Consider the following 17,390-nt stretch of genomic DNA (forward strand, 5'->3'; position numbering starts at 1 on the left):
GCTTGGGTTTTCGCGACAAACCTAAGCAGCGATATCCTGCGCGATGTTGCTCTGGCGGGGCTGCGGCTTAAGGGCGTGGGCCAGCGTGAGGAAGGGCTTTGCCGGCATGGGCGGGGCAAAAAGATAGCCCTGAGCCAGCACAACATCCCTGCCGCGCAGATAAAGCGCCTGGGCCTGGGTCTCGACGCCCTCGGCAATGATATCGATGTCGAGTTCGCGCGCCATCGATATCAAACCGTCGATCACTGGAACGGGATCGGTCGGGTCTTTGATCATCTCCACAAAGATTCGGTCGATCTTGATGATGTCGATACCCAATGTCTGCAGGTAGGCGAGGTTCGAGTGGCCGGTACCGGCGTCGTCCATGGCGATGCGAACGCCCAGCTTGTGCATTGCCGTCATGACCCGGTTGGCGGCGTTCCTGTCGTCCAGTGGACGGCGTTCGGTAATCTCAAACACCAACTGTCGATAGCTGATACCGCTGCCGTCAAAGACGGACTGGATGTCCTCGACGATCGAACCGTCGCGGAAATGACCTTCGAAAAGATTGATGGACACTTTGAAATCGGGAACCTGACGGCAGATGTGGTCGAGATCGAACCGCACCTGCTCCATCAGGCTAAGTGTCATCGGAATGGCGAGCCCGCTCATTTCGGCATAATCGATAAAGGCGCCGGGCGGGACGACCTCGCCGTTTTTCTTGACCCAGCGAATGAGCACTTCGCAACCGATGAGCTTGCCTGTCTTGAGGTTCATGACAGGCTGATAATACGGCTTCATCTCGCCGGCCATAATGGCGCGCTCGAGGTCGAACGGTCCGATATTGGTGCGCCGCGCATACTGGAGGGTCATCGCAAGAAGGATCGCACCCATAAGGCAGGCAGCGATGGTCAGCGTCACGTCCAACTGGGTGTATTGCGCACGAACAAGCGAGAACGGCACAGCAACTTCGGCGCGAAGTGGAATTTCGCCGGCAAACGAACGGGCCATCAGCGTGTCCGCACTATCGGTCGCGCCGGGCCCCTTGTCGCCCAGTGTCATGATCGGGGCGCCGCTTGTGAGGGCCACTTCAACAGACGTGCCCTCCCCCAACAGCGGGCCGACACCGCGCAAGAGGATTGGCGTGGCCGGAAGCAGGACAGATAGTGTCCGCTGCTGGCTCGAACGATGCGTGATCTTGAGCAGCGGCGAGGAATCGCCGTCCAGCGTGACGATGCTGAGCGTTTCGCTATAGCCGGGTATCGTCAGGCTCTCGGACTGAACGCGATAGCTGACGCCCGCATCGTATGCCGAGCAGTACTGCACGCCATCGAGATTTTCGACGATGACCTGGCGCAGATTGGAGCTGGACTGGAGCTCGCGGCTGACGTTGCCGCGAAACGTCGCGGCACAAAGCGAGGGGCTGTCGGCGATGATGCGATGGAGCGACGCGATGCCTTCGTGCACGCTGGCCATGGCATCACGCGTGACGACATCGGCCACCGTCTGCAATTGCTCGGTCTCGCGCGCCTTGACATAGCTGTCGAGGACGAAATCCACCGCCACGACCGGCAGGAATGCCAGTAGTGCGACCAAGACAAGCAGCATTTTGGAAAATCGCGAACGCACGCCCTGCCCGCTTAGTGTTGAGCCCCTAGGCTCACCTTACGGGCAAGGCTTTAAGTGCGCATTAACGATGCAGGCTCAGCCCTTCTTCTTGTCAGCCGGCAAGTCGAGCCGCAGATGCAATTCGCGCAACTGGCGTGGCGAGGCCTCACTCGGCGCGCCCATGAGCAGGTCTTCGGCCTGCTGGTTCATGGGGAACAGCGTGATCTCACGCAGGTTCTGCACGCCGCACAAAAGCATGACGATGCGATCCACACCCGCTGCCATGCCACCATGCGGCGGCGCACCATACTGGAACGCACGATAGAGGCCGCCGAAACGCTGTTCCACGTCGGAACGCGACAGACCGACCTTTTCGAACGCTGCGATCATGGTATCGGGCTCCTGGTTCCGGATGGAGCCAGAGGCGATTTCAAAACCATTGCAGACCGCGTCGTACTGATAAGCCTTGAGCGACAGGGGATCCTGGGTCTCGAGCGCCTCGCGGCCGCCCTGTGGCATCGAGAACGGGTTGTGGGCGAACTCGATCTTCTTTTCGTTCTCGTCCCATTCATAGAACGGGAAATCGACGATCCAGCACAACTCGAAGCTGTCGAGGTCGATGAGATTGAGGTCTGTGCCAACCTTGGTACGGGCAGCACCGGCAAACGAATAGAACTTCGAAGGCACGCCGCAGACAAAGAAGACGGCATCTCCGTCCTTAAGACCAAGCTGCGCGCGGATCGCTTCGGTGCGTTCTTCACCAATGTTCTTAGCAATCGGGCCAGAACCCGCACCGTCCTTAAAGAAGATGTAGCCAAGTCCAGGCTGACCCTCGCCCTGCGCCCAGGCATTCATGCGATCACAGAAGGCGCGACTTCCACCAGTCGGGCCAGGAATCGCCCAGACTTCAACCTTGGGATCGTTGGCGATCTGGCCGGCAAAAACCTTGAACCCGGAGTCGCGGAAATGGTCGGTGACGTCCTGCATTTCGATCGGGTTGCGCAGGTCGGGCTTGTCCGAGCCGTATTTCCGGATTGCCACGTCGTAGGGGATGCGCGGGAATTTCTGCGTGACCTTCTTGCCGTCGGCAAAGGCTTCGAATGTTCCGCGCAGGACCGGCTCCATCGTGTCCCAGACTTCTTCCTGGGTCACAAAGCTCATCTCGACGTCGAGCTGGTAGAACTCACCCGGCAGGCGGTCGGCACGCGGGTCTTCGTCGCGGAAACACGGAGCGATCTGGAAATAGCGATCAAACCCCGCCACCATAAGTAATTGCTTGTACTGCTGGGGCGCTTGGGGCAGTGCGAAGAATTTCCCGGGATGGATACGGCTGGGCACGAGAAAGTCGCGCGCGCCTTCCGGCGACGAAGCGGTAAGAATCGGCGTCGAATACTCGCCAAATCCGATCTCGTTCATGCGGGCGCGCATGTCTGCGATGATTTTTGAGCGCTTGACGATGTTGGCGTGCAGCGTTTCGCGGCGCAGATCGAGGAAGCGATAGCGCAGGCGGATATCTTCGGGATAGTCGGGTTCGCCGAACACCGGGAGTGGCAGTTCGGCAGACTTGCCGAGCACCTCGATCTCGCGGATGAACACTTCGATTTCGCCGGTGGGCAGGTTCTTGTTGGTGGTTTCCGGCGTGCGGGCCTTGACCTCGCCATCGATGCGTACGACCCACTCGGCGCGGATACCTTCAGCGGCCGAAAAGGCAGGGGAATCGGGATCAACGACACACTGGGTCATGCCATAGTGGTCGCGCAGATCGAGAAACAGCAGGCCGCCATGGTCGCGGATGCGGTGGACCCACCCCGAAAGACGCGCGGTCGAGCCGACATCTGCCTTTTTGAGCTGGGCGCAGGTGTGCGAACGATAGCGATGCATCAGGGAAAAACTTTCGAAACGGAATGGGAAATTCGTGCCGGAAAAGCGCATGTGACGCCTCAAATGTCAAGCCGCCACAGGTGCTGACCCTAGGCGGCGTGCGGCTTTGCTGCTAGGAGAGCCAGCACGTTTTTTCCAATTGGATATCGAACTCAATGCAGGTCATTACATCGACGCGGGAACTCGAAGCGTTCTGCAAGGATGCCGCAGGGTACGACTTCGTCACCGTCGACACAGAGTTTTTGCGCGAAACAACCTACTGGCCCAAGCTGTGCCTCGTACAGGCAGCGACGATCGATACAGCGGTGATCATCGACCCGCTGGCCGATGGGATCGACCTCGCGCCATTTGCCGAGTTGCTGGCCAATCCAGAGGTCACCAAGGTTTTCCACGCAGCGCGGCAGGATATCGAAATCTTCGTCAAGCTTTTCGGCACCGTGCCGCACCCGATCTTCGACACGCAGGTCGCGGCAAGCGTTTGCGGGCATGGCGATTCGATTTCGTATGACAATCTGGTGCGCTCGATCGTGGGTGCCGAGATCGACAAAAGCTCGCGCTTTACCGATTGGTCGCACCGACCGCTGACCGAAAAGCAGCTTACTTACGCATTGGCCGATGTGACGCATTTGCGCGACATGTATGAGGCGCTGCGTGGGGAGATCGCCAAGACGCGGCGCGAGTCGTGGGTCGCCGACGAGATGGCGATCCTTGAAAGCGTCGATACCTATGTGATCCAGCCGCAGGATGCCTGGAAGCGCGTCAAGGCGCGGGTAAATAAGCCACGCGATCTTGCTGCTCTACAGGCTCTGGCCGCTTGGCGCGAGCAGCGGGCCAAGGACAATGATCAACCGCGTGGTCGAATCATCAAGGATGATGCTCTGGCCGAATTGGCGACGCAGCGCCCCACCCGTCCCGATGCGTTCGAAAAGCTACGCGCCGTGCCGCGCGGGTTCGGACGATCGAGCGCTGCGGGTGAAATCATCGAGGTTATCAAACAGGTCGAAGCGATGGACAAGTCGGCGCTGCCGGCTATGCCCGATCGTCCGCGTGGGCCTTCCCCCAAGGGCGCGATTGGTGATCTGCTGCGCGTATGGCTCAAAGCGGTGGCGGACAACAATGGCGTCGCGACCCGGATCATCGCGTCGTCCGACGATATCGATGCTATCGTTCTGGACGACAACGCCGACGTGCCTGCCTTGCAGGGATGGCGGCGGAAGCTGTTCGGCGACAAAGCATTGGCGATCAAGCACGGACGACTGGCGCTGGCCGCGACCCGCACGGGCGTGATCGAAGTCCCTGTAGACCCGCAGTAGGCGCCTATCAATCGATCTGGATCGTGCCGTCTTTAAAGCCGGCCTCGGACGCCAACTGCCTGTGGCGTCCCCGGATGCGGTCGCCATCAAGGAAGGCGAGATCTGACGGCAGATGCAAAACCAGCGTCTTGCCATCGATGGCGAAATAGGTGCGCGGAATGATGCCGGGCATCGCCGCGGCCAGCGGATAGGCGACACGGAAATAGGCAGCGAGAAGCTTGGAGCGTTTGCCGAGCTTAGAGCCTGTCAGATCAAGAAGCTTGGCGCTGGGACTCTTCTGCTTGAAGCCCATGTAGCGGAACGCCAACGTGCGCGCCAGAAAGGCGCGGCCCGCGTGTGAAACGCCGACGATATCGGAAAACGCGACGGCCTGTATGGACTGTTCCCCGCGATAGTCCGGGTGGGCCCGCCAGCCAATATCGGACATGAAGCACGCAGCTTCACGAAGCCGGGTCTCTTCTTGGGTTTCCGAGACGCCAACCAGGTCGAAGAACGCTTTGCTGGCGACGATCAGGTCGTGGGAAAACTCCGGGGCCCGGGAGCGCAGCAGCGATATCTCCTCGGCAGCCTGCAGCAGTGGATCGATCGCTTTTTCGCCCTCGTCGAGGATATCGAAGAGATAGCCCTCGCGAACCCCGAGCGCTGAAAACACCACTTCCTCGAATTTTCCAGCGCGGAGAACTTCGGCCAGAACAGCGGCGCCGAATGGCAAAAGGTCCTTGCGCGAACCCGAAACCGTCTCGATGCCTTTGACGAGTTTCTTGTCGCCATTGCCCGAGACCAGCTCGTCGCACAAGCTGATGATCTCAGCGGCCGGAACCGCGTAGTCCTGCACCATGTGCAAGGAATATTGGCACCGCGCCTGATGGAGCTTTGCCAGAGAGCGCCAGGTTCCCCCGATTGCGCCGAACGTCTTGCGTTTTCCTGGCTCAAGCAACTTGGACGACTGAAGTCGCTCGCGGATGATCGAAACGGCCTTACTGGAGGACATGTTGCTGTCGTCCTGAAGGCGGATGACACCGAGCTCGTGGGTTTCCCCGCCGGTATCTTCACCGTCCTCGACTTGTGCCAACTCAAGACTGCCGCCGCCCAGATCCCCGACGACGCCTTTGAAATCGGGCATGCCGGCGACGATACCGTAGGCAGCGAAATGGGCTTCTTCCTCGCCCGACAGAACGCGGACGGGAACGCCGATGATTTCTTCGACGGCCCTAGCGAACTCCGGCCCATTGCTCGCCTCACGCGTTGCAGAGGTCGCAATGGCGTAAATCTCTCCGACTTCGGTCAGGCGGCAGACCAGTGCAAAGCGGCGAATGGCCTTGAGCGCGCTTGCAACGCTTGTCTCGGCGAGCTTGCCGCTGGCGGCGACGCCGCGGCCCAGAGTGGACGATGATTTTTCGTTGTAGAGCACGGTCAAGGCGCGGGCGAGCCGTTCGTAAACCACAAGACGCACCGAGTTCGAGCCGATGTCGAGCACGGCGACCGGCTTGGCGCCCGCCAGACGCCCCTGCCCGGCCGGATCGGATTCAACGCTCCAGAAACGTATCAAAGGTCGTTGTCCTCGTCGTCTCCATCGCCATGAAGGGCACTGCCGCGCCCTGACAGGGATGGATTGGTCATGAAGTAGTCATGCGCATTGAAGGCCTCTTCGCCCTCGCCGGCCATGATCCGCTGAGCCGTGCCATCGGGCAGAACTTCCCAGCTTTGCTGATTATCGCGCAGATTGGCGACCATGATGCGATCGAGAATCTGGCGGTGAACCGTACGGTTCTTGATGGGCACCAGCGTTTCAACGCGCCAGTCGAGATTGCGCGGCATAAGGTCCGCCGAGGAAATATAAACCGCAGCGTCGCGCGAGGGCATCTCGCGGCCATTACCGAAGCAATAGATACGCGAGTGCTCAAGGAAACGACCAACGATCGATTTGACGCGAATGTTTTCGGAAAAGCCCGGAATTCCCGGACGTAGGCAGCAAATTCCGCGCACGATCAGCTCGATCTGCACCCCTGCCTGACTAGCCCCGTAAAGCGCGTCGATCAGTTCGGGGTCAACGAGCGCATTGCACTTGAACCAGATGGCCGCAGGCTCGCCACGACGCGCCAGCTCCATTTCCGTAGCGATATGCTCCATCAGCTTGGCACGGAGCGAAAATGGCGAGATCGAAATCGCTTCCAACTCGCTAGGCCGCGCATAGCCGGTGATGAAGTTGAACACCCGCGCGACATCGCGCGTGAGGGTCGGATCGGCAGTGAAATAGGAAAGGTCAGTGTAAATCTTGGCCGTAACCGGATGGTAATTGCCCGTTCCGACATGGCAGTAAGAGACGAGCTTGCCCTTTTCGCGCCGCACCACCTGGCTGAGCTTGGCATGGGTCTTGAGCTCGATAAAGCCGAAGACAACCTGCACTCCTGCCCGCTCCAAATCCCGCGCCCAACGGATATTGGCCTCTTCGTCGAACCGGGCCTTCAATTCAACGAGGGCAGTCACGGACTTGCCCATTTCAGCTGCCGCAACCAGGGCTTTGACGATGGGTGAGTCTTTGGACGTCCGATATAGGGTCTGTTTGATGGCAACGACATCAGGATCGCGCGCTGCCTGCGCCACGAACTGGGCCACGACGTCGAAACTCTCGTAAGGATGATGGACGACGATGTCCTTTTCCTTGATCGCAGCAAAGCAATCGCCGTGATGATCGCGGATGCGCTCGGGAAAGCGCGCGTGATAGCGCGGGAACTTGAGCTCGGGCCTATCGAGCTCACAAATCTTGCCTGCATCGGCCAACGCCATGAAACCATCAACTTCGAACGTGTCCTCGGCCGTGATGCCTAGCTCTTCTGCGATGAGGCGCTTGAGCGAACGCGGCATGGAGCGTTCAATCTCGAGCCGGATCACCTGCCCACGACGGCGTTGACGCAACGCGGATTCGAACTCGACCACGAGGTCCGCCGCTTCGTCGTCGATTTCGATTTCGCTGTCCCGAACGATGCGGAATGACCCATTGCCGACAACATTGTAGCCTGGGAAAATCTTGTGAAAGAAGATTTTGACCATGGTTTCCACGGTCACCATTTCGACCTGGCGGTCCGAAATCGCCTTTGTCGGCAATTTGATGAAGCGATCCAGATTGGAGGGGATGCGGACCAATGCGGTCAGGCGCGAATTATCGGTGGCGCGATCGAGCTGGAAGGCGAGGGAAAAACCGAGATTGGGAATGAACGGAAAGGGGTGAGCCGGATCGATCGCAATGGGCGTGAGGACCGGAAATATCTCCTCGCGGAATATCTTTTGCAGAAACTCTACCTGTTCGGGTGCAAGATCCTTGGCTTCATGGATGACGATGTTCTGCTCAAACAACTCCTCGCGGATTGTTTGCCACTGATCCTGCTGCTCCAGGTGAAGATGCTGGGCCAGCGTCGTGATCTCTTCGATCTGCTCAGACGGGGTCATGCCGTCGGCGCTCTCGCGCGGCAAACCGGCGCGTAACTGGCCCTTTAGCCCCGCCACACGCACCATGAAGAACTCGTCGAGGTTATTGGCAGAGATCGATACGAACCGCAGCCGCTCGAGCAAAGGATGGTGCGGATTGGCAGCTTCTTCCAACACCCGCATGTTGAACTGAAGCCAGCTCACCTCGCGATTGACGAAACGCGCCGGGCTAGACCGCAGGGCTTCGATGTCAGGCGACAGGTCTTCAGACGTCTCGGTAGTATAAGCCATGTCGTCCATATCGTTCAGCCTTCCGGATCTAAAGGTTCGCCATGCGCGGCGGCCCGCATGTTCAGAGCCTCCGCAGCGATGGCGCGCGTAACGGCTCGACCGCGTGACAGTGACAGGGTATCGACCAGATCCACAAGCGCAACCGCCTCTTCGCTGGAACGTTCCATACGCCCGACGAGATAGGAAATCACTTTCGGATCGACCGACAACTGCCTGTCGGCGAACAATTTCACCAACATCTGCGACAACAAGATGTCATCGGGCGCAGTCAGCGAGAAATGCGCCGCCAGACGGGCTCGCGATTTGACGTCGTTGGTCTTGAATGGCCAATCGGGCACAGGCGTGCGGGCCGTAATCAGCAAGGGACGCTCGTCACGCATGGATTGGTTTAAAAGATGGAACAGCGCTGCTTCATCATAGCCCGCCCTGTCGGCATCTTCGACGAGAACAGGATGCCGGCCACCCTTTCGCGAAAGCGTTTCCAAATCGTCGGCGCCAGCAACCAGGGCGCCAGAGCGCCCTATCCATATTCCTGCCAGATGGGTCTTGCCTGATTTTGGGGCCCCTACCAGAAGCGTCAGCGGCATCGCCCAGTCCGGATAGGCCAGCACATGTGCAAACGCCAGCTCGTTGCCCGCACAGACCATGAAATCATCCTGCGACCGCGCCTCGACGTGACCGAGGTCCAGCACGAGTTGCGCGATACCCTGTGAGTGCGGATCGGGCAGGATATTATTTGCCGCTTTGGACCGCATCGTGCCTCTCGGGTGTCATCACCACATCCGCCGGCGCGTCCGGTTCTTCATGGTAGGTGTAAAGGGGGCTCTGCTTGTACTTGGCGACCGCCCAGCGCAACAAGACGCCGCTGATGGCTGCCAACGGGACGGCCAGAAGAACGCCAACGATACCGAACAAGGTCGCAAACGCGAAGATGGCGAACATCATCCACACAGGATGGAGGCGGATCGAGGAGCCGACCAGCTTGGGGTAAAGGAAATAGCTCTCGAGCAATTGTCCGAACAGATAGATCGCCCCGATCACCGAAATCATCACCCAGTCCGGCCAGAACTGAACCAATCCCACGCCCATTGAGAGCACGAGGCCCAGGAACGAGCCAAGATATGGAATGAAGCTGAAAAGCCCCGCCATGATGCCGATGGCGAGACCGAAATGAAGCCCTGCCAGCGACAGCGCGATACCGTAATAGGCGGCCAGAATGAGCAGGACCGCTCCCTGCCCGCGCAAAAACCCGCCGATCGCCTGATCCATTTCAGTCATCAGGGCACCAACTTCGCTTTTGTAGCGCGGCGGCAGCATGCCGTTAACGCTTGCCGACATGCGGTCCCAATCAAACAGCATGTAAACCGCAACGACGGGTGTGACGATCAATACCGTGAGCGAACCAATGAGGCCCGCGCCCGATTGCATAATCTGACCGGTGAGATTTGTGACGATGCCGATGACGTCGGCAAACATCTGCTCGATGCCGGTTTGCAGTTCGCCCATGCGCTGAGGGCCAAGCCACTGCTCCAATCGCGGAACCATGGACTCAACGAATGTTTGCAACTGACCAAAATAGAACGGCAAATTACCCGCCAGGCCGATGGCCTGCTGAACAAGCAACGGCACGACGATCAAGAAAACGAGGATTACGAGCAACGCGACGGACAACATGACCAGGACGACCGCCAGCCATCGGGGTAGGCCACCACTCGCCATTTTGCCGACGAGCGGGTTGAGGAGATAGGCCAGGCCTATGCCCAAAACGAACGGCAGGAGAATGCCGCGGAACAACCAGACAAACAGTCCGATCACGACCAGCAATATGCACCAGGCTAAGAGCTGGGTCTTGAGCGACATGGGAGTCCCCGATTGTTGTCCTTGCACCTAGCGCCGTGAGCCGCTATCAGCCATCGATTATAGCCCCTAGCGGGCACGATCAACGTCAATCTGCTGCCCCGCCGAGGCTGTGGGTAGCCAAGTGGATAACATGCGGCTCATGCCTGACAGCACGAAAATGCCATCGAACGGTTTGTCGTACAAGCAGGCGGGCGTCGATATCGATGCTGGCAACGCGCTTGTCGAAGCGATCAAGCCTGCTGTCAAATCGACGCGACGCAGCGGTGCGGATGGCGAAATAGGCGGCTTTGGTGGGCTGTTCGACCTAAAGGCCGCTGGCTTTGAGGACCCCATACTGGTGGCTGCCAATGATGGCGTGGGCACCAAGCTTCGCATTGCCATCGACGCGGGCGTTCACAATACGGTCGGTATCGATCTCGTCGCGATGTGCGTCAATGACATCGTCGTGCAAGGCGCCGAGCCGCTGTTTTTTCTCGACTATCTTGCCACGGGCGCGCTCGATGTGGCGCAGGGTACCGCAATCGTTGAGGGCATCGCCGAAGGATGCCGGCAAGCCGGCTGCGCACTCCTGGGCGGCGAGACCGCCGAGATGCCGGGGATGTATCACGGCGATGACTATGACCTAGCCGGATTTGCCGTCGGCGCCGCCGAGCGCGGCGCCCTCTTGCCCCGCAGCGACATCGCCACCGGTGACAAGCTCGTTGCGATCGCCTCCTCAGGCGTGCATTCGAACGGCTATTCACTGGTGCGCAAGATCGTCGCCAATTCCGGCATGAACTGGTCGGACGCGGCGCCGTTCGCCGATGGCCAGACGCTCGGCGAGGCGCTGCTGACGCCGACGCGGATTTATGTGAAGCCGCTGCTCGACGCGATCAGGTCGGAGATCGGGATCAAGGCGCTTGCGCATATTACGGGCGGTGGGTTTCAGGAGAACATTCCGCGTGTGCTGCCAAAACATCTCGCAGCGCGCGTCGACCTCAACGCCGTGGCAACGCCAAAAGTGTTCGGCTGGCTGGCGCAGCAGGGCGGCATTGCCGAACGCGAAATGCTGCGTACGTTCAACTGCGGTGTCGGCATGCTGGTGGCGGTGGCTGCGGAGGACGCAGATGCGCTGGTCGCAAAGCTTGAGGGGCTTGGGGAAACGGCGAGCGTCGTGGGCGAACTCGTTGAGCGCACTGGCGATGCCGTGGAATTTTCCGGCGCGCTGTCCCTATGACCAACCGCAAGCGGGTTGCGATTCTCATCTCAGGGCGAGGATCGAACATGTCCGCCCTGATTCATGCTGCGAAGGCGCCCGACTATCCCGCTGAAATCATAGGCGTATTTTCCAATCGCGCAGCAGCGGCTGGGTTAGATACCGCCAGAGGCGAAGGTATCACGACGGCCGCGTTGGCGCAGAGCAAATTCGAAACAAGGCTCGACTTCGAAAACGCCCTGACGGCGATACTTGAGGCCTGGCGAACCGATATCGTCTGCATGGCAGGGTTCATGCGCATCCTCACGCCGGAGTTCACGACACGATGGCAAGGCAAGGCTATCAACATCCATCCCTCGCTGCTGCCTGACTATAAGGGGCTGGATACCCATGCTCGTGCCCTTGCCGATGGCGTGGCAGAAGCGGGCTGTAGCGTGCACTTCGTGACACCGGGGCTGGACGAGGGTCCGGTGATAGCGCAGGCACGTGTTCCGGTTTTGCCGAACGACACTCCCGGCAGTCTGGCGGCACGCGTTCTGGTTGAAGAGCATAAGCTCTATCCCGAGGCGCTTCGGCGGCTGGCGGCGGGCGAGGTCGCTTACCCTCGCTAAGGCGCCGCCGCCGTCAAAAGCGGGTCGCCTCATCACCTCAATTGATATCTGCTATCGCAAACACTGCTTCGACATCTTGTTCGGTTGAGCGTAGCGTTTTTCCTGAGTTATTTTCGCCTCCAGCCAATAGGCGTGGACGCGCCGTGTGGGGCCCAAAAATGGCAATGCGTGATTGGCTCTGGATCATAGCCCTTGGGGCGATCTGGGGGTTTTCGTTTATTTTCAACGCCATTCTGATTCGGGAGTTGGGACCGCTGTGGGTTTCGAGCCTGCGGGTTGGTATTGGCGCGCTGGGTTGCTGGGCGGTGGTCTTTGCCCTACGCAAATCCATTCCGCGCGAGCCTTCGCTATGGATCAAGCTGGGCCTCTTGGGCGTGCTCTCCTATGCGATCCCGTTTGCGCTCTACCCGCTGGCCCAGGCGCATCTGGCGAGCGGAGTGGCGGCGATCGTCAATGCGCTGACGCCCATCATGACGGTGATCGTTTCCCATTTCTGGTTCGATGGTGAGCGCGCCACGCGGCACAAATCGATCGGCGTAGTTGCAGGGTTCACCGGCGCAGCGATACTGGCATCCCCTGCCCTTGCATCGGGCGGCTCATCGCAGTTGTGGGCCATTGGCGCATGCCTGCTGGCGACATTCTGTTATGCGCTGTCGCTCAACATTACGCGCAGCTTCAAAGGCGTCGAACCGACAGTTTTCGCAGCCATCGCGCTGACGGGAGCCGCAATTGCCGCGGTGCCGGTCACCTTCATCGTAGAAGGCGCCCCTGTCATCGTCCAGGCTGAAACCTGGGCGGCTGCGCTGGCGATCGGGTTGATTTCGACCGCGTTCACGTTCCAGATCATGTATCGCATCCTGCCGCGCATCGGCGCGACGAATTTCTCCGCGACGACCTTCATCGCACCGGTCTCGGCGATACTGTTCGGATTTTTGCTGCTGAATGAAGTTGTATTGCCGACCCATCTCGTAGGAATGGGCGCAATCTTTATCGGGCTGTTGATGCTCGACGGGCGCTTGCCGCGCTGGCTGGGCATGAGAAAGCATGCGGCCAACTGAAAGGGCGAGAGTGAGAGTTCCACTCTCGCCCTCTGAATTCTAGCTGCGCGTCGGCTGGATCGGTTCGCCCGGATTGGGCGGAATTTCTGGCTCGGGCGGTTGAGGAATTGGATCGGATGGGTCCGGGATCGGACTGTCGGGCTGCGGCGAGATCGGTTCGGTATTGCCAGGGATCGGCGAGATCGGATCGGGATTGGGCACCGTCGGGCCGGGATCGTTGGGCTGCGGATCAGTCATGGTGAATCTCCGTTTGCGTCCAAGCCAAACGAATGCTCAGCAAACCCGTTCCTATCGCGGCATGGGTGAGGAGATATCGACCACGACGCTGTTGGGGTCGCGAATGATCATTTGCCTCTGGCCGTAGCTCGTATCTGTCGGCGGGCTGACGATCTCGGCGCCTAGCTCCTGCGCCCTAGCGTGCGCGGCATGCACGTCGTCCACAACGATCGTCAGATACCCGCCCTGGAAATGACCGCGCGCCGCTTTCGGCACGTTCTCGTGAACTTGATCTATGATGCCGAGCTCATAAGTCAGCGCGTCCATCAGCCCCGTCGGGGTCATCACGATGTACCAGTCGCTCGTATAGATGCGTTTGAGGCCGCAGAGTGTTTCGTAAAACAATGCGGTCTCTTCGATGTCGCGAGCAAGGATGTTGAAGATGATGCGGTTGGTGCTGACCATGGAGGCTCCTCGGCCAGCGTCCCGTCTATTCAAGTCCGAGCTTGGCCTTCAAGATATCATTGACGGCCTGCGGGTTGGCCTTGCCGCCGGTCTGTTTCATGACCTGACCGACAAACCAGCCCAGAAGGCCGGGTTTTGACTTAACCGCCTCAACCTGACCGGGGTTCCCGGCGATGATGTCATCGACGATCTTTTCGATGGCGCCGGTGTCGCTCACCTGCTTCATGCCACGGCTCTCGACGAGTTCAGCCGGGACACCGCCTTCGCTCCAAACGATCTCGAACAGATCCTTGGCGATCTTGCCGGAAATCTCGCCCTTGGTGATCAACTCGACGATCCCGCCCAGTTGGTTGGCGTCCATCGGGCTGTCATCGATCGAAAGCCCTTCCTTGGACAGGCGGCCGAAGAATTCATTGATCACCCAGTTCGCGGCCAGTTTCCCATCGCGACCTTTAGCGACATCCTCGTAAAAGTCGGAATAGCGACGATCGGAGACCAAAACTGAGGCGTCGTAAGGCGTCACGCCATAATCCTTGATAAGCCGCGCGCTCTTTTCGTCCGGCAGCTCGGGCAAATCCTTGGCCAGCATTTCGATGAAGGCGTCGTCGAATTCGAGCGGCAGCAGATCGGGATCGGGGAAATAGCGGTAGTCGTGCGCTTCTTCCTTGCTTCGCATGGACCGCGTTTCGCCGGTCTTAGGGTCGTAAAGACGCGTCTCCTGATCGATCTTGCCACCGTCTTCGAGGATGTCGATCTGGCGGCGCGCCTCATATTCGATGGCCTGACCGGCAAAGCGAACGGAATTGACGTTCTTGATCTCGCACCGGGTGCCGAATTCACCGCCCGGGCGGCGCACGGAGACGTTGATATCGGCGCGCATAGAGCCCTGCTCCATATTGCCGTCGCAGGTCCCGAGATAGCGCAGGATGGTGCGCAGCTTGGACAGATAGGCCTTGGCTTCTTCCGACGAGCGCAGATCGGGCTTGGAGACAATCTCCATCAGCGCAACGCCCGAGCGGTTGAGATCGACAAAGCTCATATTCGGATGCTGGTCGTGGATCGACTTGCCGGCGTCCTGTTCCAGATGCAGCCGCTCGATGCCGATTTCCACTTCGCCATCTTCGCCAAGATCGAGCATGACCTTGCCTTCGCCGACAATCGGGTCCTTGAACTGCGAAATCTGATAGCCCTGCGGCAGATCGGGGTAGAAATAATTCTTGCGGTCGAACACCGAGCGCTTGTTGATCTGCGCCTTGAGGCCCAGGCCAGTGCGGACAGCCTGACGCACGCATTCTTCGTTGATGACTGGCAGCATGCCCGGCATCGCGGCGTCGACGAAGGAGACGTTGGCGTTGGGCGAATTGCCGAACTCGGTGGATGAGCCTGAGAACAATTTGGATTCGGATGTGACCTGAGCGTGCACTTCCATCCCGATCACCATTTCCCAGTCGCCCGTGGCGCCGGAGATGAAGTATTTCGGGGTCGGAGTGCGTGTGTCGACAAGTGTCATGGCGGCGAAAACCTGGCTCAAATGTTCAGGGCGCTTGCTTGCGCGAATGGCTTGGGAGTGGGGATAAAACAAATGGTCGAGGGGCGCTAGACCCTAATGGGCGGTGACCACGAGTTGCTTTTCCATGCGGACTTTTTCCACGCGCTGGCCGAGCATGCGAGAGAACTTCATGCCGCGCCAGACGATGCCATAGCCCTCGCGGGCGTAGAAGCGGATCGCACCGCCATTTTCGGCATGCGTTTCGAGAACGCTGACATCATGGCCGGACCGAAAGATGTCCTGTTCCACAGTCGACAGCAGAGCGCGCCCGATACCGTTCCGCTGATGCGGCGGCGCAACCCAGAGATCGGAGATATAATCGCTCATCGGCTCGCGAGCGCCCCACCCGACCAAGGCGCCATCGTGCTCTGCGACGGTGATGGAATTGCACGCCGTGATACAGAAAAGCTGGAAGGACAGCTCGAGCGCCGCGCGCTCGACGTCCAGAGCCTCTTCGGATTCCGGATTGATGACGTGGCGCATGCTCGAATCCCAGGCCGCAAAGGCCAGCCGACCGAGCTTGTCAGCTTCGGCGATCGAGGCGCGGCGCAAATTCAGCTGTTCGAGCATTTGAGTGGCTCTACTTTTTGCGGTTCCGGGCGATGATGATGCCCTTTTCGTAGTTAATGTTCCAGTCAATTAATGTGCGCCAGATCAACTCCACCTGATCTTCGTCAAGATCGAGGTCCAATGCCTGGTTGCGGCGCTTCTCGATGACGGCGTTGATACGCGCCGGATCGTTGGCCTCATGGGGATCGGTCTTGATCTCGGCCATCCGCGTGACATAGGCGTGCCGCTCGGCAAAAAGCTCGACAAGCGCGCGATCGATACGGTCGATCTCGACGCGAACGTCGTCCTTGGTTTCACAATCGGCGGGCAGTTTCGTAGCGGTCATGTCGCGGCTCCGTTATCCATGGATGCTGGTTTGCAACGGCTGGTTGCCATTTTCAACCTTTTGCGCGCGGCAAGGCGTCCGACGGCGATATCGCCTCGGGTGACGGATAGACGGCATGGGGCGATGAACGCTCCGCAGTTTGTTTTTTAGTATGAAGCGATCATCGCCCCAGGCGCTCGGGATTTTTGGCTTACTCGCCCTTCAGAAGGCTGGGGTTTGGCCCTCCGACCATAGGTCTCCGGGCGTTTGGGCGCTGCCAAAGGTCCACCGGACCTTCGGCTTTGGCCACGGCCAAACCGCTTCAAACTCCCCGCCGGGTTTCCCCGGTAAGCCGCCGTATGGGTACCGACGACCGGCACTTGTGACGTTTAGGCCCTCCCTGCGGCGACCCGCAAGGAACCCGAACCAAACCCGCCCAAACGTTCGTTGCGCTTGCGTCCATCAAAGCGGGTTCGTTCGGGGATTATGGAGGCGGTTGGGGGTGCGGGGATAAGTTATTTTTGAGCAAGGGTAGTTGAGGAGACTCAGCTCCCCTCATCCGGCCTACGGGGCACCTTCTCCCACCAGGGGAGAAAGGAAGCGTGTGGCTGGCGCCGAGCTTCTTTCAGACTCAAGGAAGCAGTTGGGTCGATAGCTGGTAATTTGCAGACGCCCGTTTTGCGGCTTGCAACCGTGACAAATCAAGAGCTTGGAGCTCCTGTTTGATTCATCAGGACAGCAGCTTTAGTGCTTCGCGCCGTCCGAGAGCATCATAGCCAGATGTTCCCATTCCTGGGACACCGAAGGTGCTGTGCGGCGTTTGCCGGCGCGGCGATACCAGTAATCAGCGTTGCCCATGTCGGCTTCGATCCAGTGCAGCAGGGCGTGAACCCAGTCGAACGCCTCCACGCCCTCCATCTGCTGGACGATGCGATGGGCCTCTTCCCATTCGGGACCCATGCGGAACTCGCCCTTTTTGATCCACCAGAGCGCCTGTAGCGGCATGCTGAGCTCCTTGGGGGGTGCGGACCAATCCTGGGTTGTGAAGATGTCGGACATTGGGG

Annotated in this window: 16 protein-coding genes; 4 read left to right on the forward strand and 12 right to left on the reverse strand. The window is 59.5% G+C overall.

Translation table 11 applies throughout. The features are described from left to right. Positions 1 to 21: 21 nt before the first annotated feature. Together BLR31_RS13330 and aspS are read right to left on the reverse strand one after the other, a co-directional pair. The gene (locus BLR31_RS13330; RefSeq protein ID WP_090597181.1) at positions 22 to 1,587 is read right to left on the reverse strand and encodes an EAL domain-containing protein; all 1,566 of its coding nucleotides are present in this window, start codon (positions 1,585 to 1,587) and stop codon (positions 22 to 24) included. A gap of 96 nt (positions 1,588 to 1,683) precedes the next feature. Continuing rightward, a complete protein-coding gene (aspS, locus tag BLR31_RS13335; RefSeq protein WP_090597285.1) occupies positions 1,684 to 3,468 on the reverse strand; it encodes an aspartate--tRNA ligase in 1,785 nt (594 codons plus the stop codon). 155 nt (positions 3,469 to 3,623) lie between these two features. Here aspS and rnd point away from each other — a divergent pair, with 155 nt between their 5' ends. After that, the gene (gene rnd / locus BLR31_RS13340) at positions 3,624 to 4,781 is read left to right on the forward strand and encodes a ribonuclease D (RefSeq protein ID WP_090597183.1); all 1,158 of its coding nucleotides are present in this window, start codon (positions 3,624 to 3,626) and stop codon (positions 4,779 to 4,781) included. A 7-nt stretch (positions 4,782 to 4,788) separates the two neighbouring features. On the opposite strand, the gene BLR31_RS13345 is transcribed toward rnd, so the two are convergent. The 4 genes from BLR31_RS13345 to BLR31_RS13360 are packed head-to-tail and all read right to left on the reverse strand — an operon-like array spanning position 4,789 to position 10,358. Further along, positions 4,789 to 6,330: a Ppx/GppA family phosphatase gene (locus tag BLR31_RS13345; protein ID WP_176762655.1), complete on the reverse strand. Its 1,542-nt coding sequence runs from the start codon at positions 6,328 to 6,330 to the stop codon at positions 4,789 to 4,791. Beyond that, a complete protein-coding gene (locus tag BLR31_RS13350; RefSeq protein WP_244505059.1) occupies positions 6,327 to 8,498 on the reverse strand; it encodes an RNA degradosome polyphosphate kinase in 2,172 nt (723 codons plus the stop codon). Before BLR31_RS13350 ends, BLR31_RS13345 begins: the two co-directional genes overlap by 4 nt. A gap of 14 nt (positions 8,499 to 8,512) precedes the next feature. Next, a complete protein-coding gene (locus BLR31_RS13355; protein ID WP_090597189.1) occupies positions 8,513 to 9,253 on the reverse strand; it encodes a P-loop NTPase family protein in 741 nt (246 codons plus the stop codon). Beyond that, positions 9,231 to 10,358 carry an AI-2E family transporter gene (locus BLR31_RS13360; protein ID WP_090597190.1) on the reverse strand — a complete coding sequence of 376 codons (1,128 nt, stop codon included), beginning with the start codon at positions 10,356 to 10,358 and terminating at the stop codon, positions 9,231 to 9,233. The genes BLR31_RS13355 and BLR31_RS13360 overlap by 23 nt, the downstream gene beginning before the upstream one ends. 157 nt (positions 10,359 to 10,515) lie before the next feature. Between BLR31_RS13360 and purM the strand changes: the two genes are divergently transcribed. From purM to BLR31_RS13375, 3 genes are all read left to right on the forward strand, one after another. Further along, complete coding sequence (gene purM / locus BLR31_RS13365; RefSeq protein WP_090597286.1) at positions 10,516 to 11,574, forward strand: phosphoribosylformylglycinamidine cyclo-ligase; 1,059 nt, start codon at positions 10,516 to 10,518, stop codon at positions 11,572 to 11,574. Beyond that, positions 11,571 to 12,164: a phosphoribosylglycinamide formyltransferase gene (purN, locus tag BLR31_RS13370; protein WP_090597191.1), complete on the forward strand. Its 594-nt coding sequence runs from the start codon at positions 11,571 to 11,573 to the stop codon at positions 12,162 to 12,164. The genes purM and purN overlap by 4 nt, the downstream gene beginning before the upstream one ends. Before the next feature lie 158 nt (positions 12,165 to 12,322). Next, complete coding sequence (locus BLR31_RS13375; protein WP_090597287.1) at positions 12,323 to 13,222, forward strand: DMT family transporter; 900 nt, start codon at positions 12,323 to 12,325, stop codon at positions 13,220 to 13,222. A 39-nt stretch (positions 13,223 to 13,261) separates the two neighbouring features. On the opposite strand, the gene BLR31_RS13380 is transcribed toward BLR31_RS13375, so the two are convergent. The 6 genes from BLR31_RS13380 to BLR31_RS13405 form a co-directional block, all read right to left on the reverse strand. Then, positions 13,262 to 13,459 (reverse strand): hypothetical protein, encoded by a 198-nt coding sequence (locus BLR31_RS13380; RefSeq protein WP_090597192.1) that lies wholly within the window; start codon positions 13,457 to 13,459, stop codon positions 13,262 to 13,264. 51 nt (positions 13,460 to 13,510) lie between these two features. Further along, the gene (locus tag BLR31_RS13385; RefSeq protein ID WP_090597193.1) at positions 13,511 to 13,903 is read right to left on the reverse strand and encodes a VOC family protein; all 393 of its coding nucleotides are present in this window, start codon (positions 13,901 to 13,903) and stop codon (positions 13,511 to 13,513) included. Positions 13,904 to 13,928: 25 nt separating this feature from the next. Continuing rightward, on the reverse strand, positions 13,929 to 15,413 hold the full coding sequence (gene gatB / locus BLR31_RS13390; RefSeq protein ID WP_090597194.1) for an Asp-tRNA(Asn)/Glu-tRNA(Gln) amidotransferase subunit GatB: 1,485 nt from the start codon (positions 15,411 to 15,413) through the stop codon (positions 13,929 to 13,931). Between the two features lie 93 nt (positions 15,414 to 15,506). Beyond that, complete coding sequence (locus BLR31_RS13395) at positions 15,507 to 16,022, reverse strand: GNAT family N-acetyltransferase (protein ID WP_090597195.1); 516 nt, start codon at positions 16,020 to 16,022, stop codon at positions 15,507 to 15,509. A 10-nt stretch (positions 16,023 to 16,032) separates the two neighbouring features. Next, positions 16,033 to 16,347, reverse strand: a complete 315-nt coding sequence (locus tag BLR31_RS13400) for a chorismate mutase (RefSeq protein WP_090597196.1) — start codon at positions 16,345 to 16,347, stop codon at positions 16,033 to 16,035. A 723-nt stretch (positions 16,348 to 17,070) separates the two neighbouring features. Further along, positions 17,071 to 17,331: a hypothetical protein gene (locus tag BLR31_RS13405; protein WP_176762657.1), complete on the reverse strand. Its 261-nt coding sequence runs from the start codon at positions 17,329 to 17,331 to the stop codon at positions 17,071 to 17,073. Between the last annotated feature and the right edge of the window lie 59 nt (positions 17,332 to 17,390).

Origin of the sequence: Pelagibacterium luteolum (genome assembly GCF_900100665.1) — a bacterium.
Classification (GTDB): domain Bacteria; phylum Pseudomonadota; class Alphaproteobacteria; order Rhizobiales; family Devosiaceae; genus Pelagibacterium; species Pelagibacterium luteolum.